General features: G+C 69.6%; 2 protein-coding genes and 2 pseudogenes. 1 reads left to right on the top strand and 3 read right to left on the bottom strand.

The window, feature by feature from the left end:
- The 3 genes and pseudogenes from AB0K02_RS33990 to AB0K02_RS33980 form a co-directional block, all read right to left on the bottom strand.
- A pseudogene (locus tag AB0K02_RS33990) lies at positions 1-94 on the bottom strand (SigE family RNA polymerase sigma factor); the annotation flags it as partial.
- 34 nt (positions 95-128) lie between these two features.
- Positions 129-593, bottom strand: a pseudogene (locus tag AB0K02_RS33985) (hypothetical protein); the annotation flags it as partial.
- Positions 509-1,381: an alpha/beta hydrolase gene (locus tag AB0K02_RS33980; RefSeq protein WP_365996463.1), complete on the bottom strand. Its 873-nt coding sequence runs from the start codon at positions 1,379-1,381 to the stop codon at positions 509-511. The gene AB0K02_RS33980 and the pseudogene AB0K02_RS33985, both read right to left, overlap by 85 nt.
- A 72-nt stretch (positions 1,382-1,453) precedes the next feature.
- Between AB0K02_RS33980 and AB0K02_RS33975 the strand changes: the two genes are divergently transcribed.
- The gene (locus tag AB0K02_RS33975; protein WP_365996464.1) at positions 1,454-2,050 is read left to right on the top strand and encodes an ABATE domain-containing protein; all 597 of its coding nucleotides are present in this window, start codon (positions 1,454-1,456) and stop codon (positions 2,048-2,050) included.
- Positions 2,051-2,140 lie beyond the last annotated feature (90 nt).

Here is a 2,140-nt window from a genome sequence, read left to right as displayed (position 1 = left end):
ACTTCCGGTACATCTGGTAGTAGGCCTCGGCCGCGATGTTCTCCGGATCATCTGCACCCAGCAGCGCGGCGAGGCGGAGCATCGACGGGTAGTGCGCTCACCTGGAGGTCCGGCCGCCAGTGCCCATAAGGGGCGTTGAACAAGCGGGTGCCCAGGCATTCGCCGATCTCCGTAGCGATGTCCACGCTGCGCCGGAACCGCGCCGTGTGTTCGGGGTGGGACAGCACTCCACGCTCGCCGTGCTGCATGTCGCCGCCGAACAGATTCAGCGCGACGAGCTCCACACCGGCGGAACGCACCGCGGCCACGAACTCCCCGACGGTCTTCCCATCCGGAGCCGGGTCCGTGCCGGACGGCCACCAGAACTCGACGCGATCGAATCCCGCGGCTCGGGCCGCCGCAGGCCTGTGCAGAATCGGGTGCTCGGTGAACAGCAGGGACAGATTCGCGGCGAATCCGCGCGGGAGGAGCGGCGGAAGGCTCTGCCACGGCGGCGGCGCCTGCGGTGTCACCGGATCGTCTCGCCGGCCAGGAAGCCACGCAGATGCTCCACCAGGGCCTCGGGGCGCTCCTCCGCGATGAAGTGGCCGCATTCGGGGATCTCCGCGCCGCTGACGTCCTCCGCGTACGCGCGCCAGATCTCCAGTGCCGGCAGACGGGCCGGCAGCCCCACGGAACCCCACAGCGCCAGCACCGGCATGGCCAGGCGGCGGCCCGCCGCGTAGTCCGCGTCGTCCAGGGCGAGATCCTGTTCCTGGGCGCGGTAGTCGTCGAAGCCCGCGCGCAGGGCGCCCGGGCGGGAGAACGCCTCGACGTAGGCATCAACCGCTTCGGGGGCCAGCCCGTGGCGGTTGTAGGTCCACCGCTCGTAGAAGTACTCCAGATACCCGCGGACGTCATGCCCCACGAGGCGCTCCGGCAGATCGGGCTGGAGATGGAACAGCCAGTGCCAGTAGCCGGAGGCGACCGAGGCGTCCAGTCGGCGGAACATCTCCCGGGTCGGCACCACGTCAAGCAAAGCGAGCCGTTCCACCTGATCCGGGCGGTCCAGTGCCCAGCGGTGCGCCACGCGGGCGCCGCGGTCGTGGCCGACGACTGCCGCCCGCTCGAAGCCCAGTGCCTCCACGAGGTGGGCCATGTCGGCGGCCATCCGCCGCTTGTCGTAACCGGATACGGGCTTGTCGCTCAGCCCGTATCCGCGCAGGTCGGGAGCGACGACGGTGTAGTCGGCGGCGAGCTCCGCGAGGACGGGGCGCCAGCACAGAGACGTCTGCGGCCAGCCGTGGAGCAGGACGAGAAGAGGGCCGGAACCCGCTCGCACGTAATGCAGGCGGACCCCGTCCACCCGCGTCACACCAGTCGTCACTGCCAGATGTCCCATGAGGATCCTCCTCGAAAAATCCAACTAACTGCCTCAGGGGGTTAAGCTAGCGTGCACAATGGAGCTGTGACAATGGACGACGTGTGGATCTGGGACGGCGGGCGGGTCTGCCTGGACTTCGTCAACACCCTCCGGCACCGGTGGAGGACCACTCCCGAGGAGACCCTCCGAGAGCCGGACGACCTGACGCGCTGGCTTCACGAGGCCGGCCTGCTCGAACCGGACACCCCCGCCCCCCTCACAGAGGCCGTTCTCGCATCCGGACGGCGACTGCGGGAGGCGGTCGACCGGGCGGTGCTCGCCGTCGCCGACGGCGGACTGCCCGCGCCCGAGGACGTGGCGATCCTCAACCGATCGTCGGCGGCCGCCCCCAGGCCCGCCCCCCAACTCGTCGTCACAGGGGGACGCCTGGAGCGCGCGGGCACCGCCGGCCTGGCTGCCCACTGGGAAAACGCCCTCGGGCTCATCGCTCAGGACGCCATCGACCTGCTTCTCTCCACCGAGATCCGACGGATACGCGTCTGCGGCTCCGACCGCTGCGGGCTGCGCTTCGTCGACCGCTCACCCGCCCACAACCGGCGCTGGTGCTCCATGTCCCGCTGCGGCAACCGCACCAAGGTCCGCCTCCACCAGGCGCGAGCGAGACAGCGGGATGACGTCCCTAACTGATCGTTTCAGAATGAGGTTCGGAGGCGTCTCAAGCAGATGATGCTGCAGGCGAGTTGAAGCAGGCTGAGGTGGAGATCGGCGCGTATCTCG

The organism is Streptomyces sp. NPDC049597, assembly GCF_040675505.1.
GTDB lineage: Bacteria > Actinomycetota > Actinomycetes > Streptomycetales > Streptomycetaceae > Streptomyces.
The sequence above is the reverse complement of the archived record's forward strand: the minus strand, read 5'-3'. Positions and strand labels throughout refer to the sequence as shown.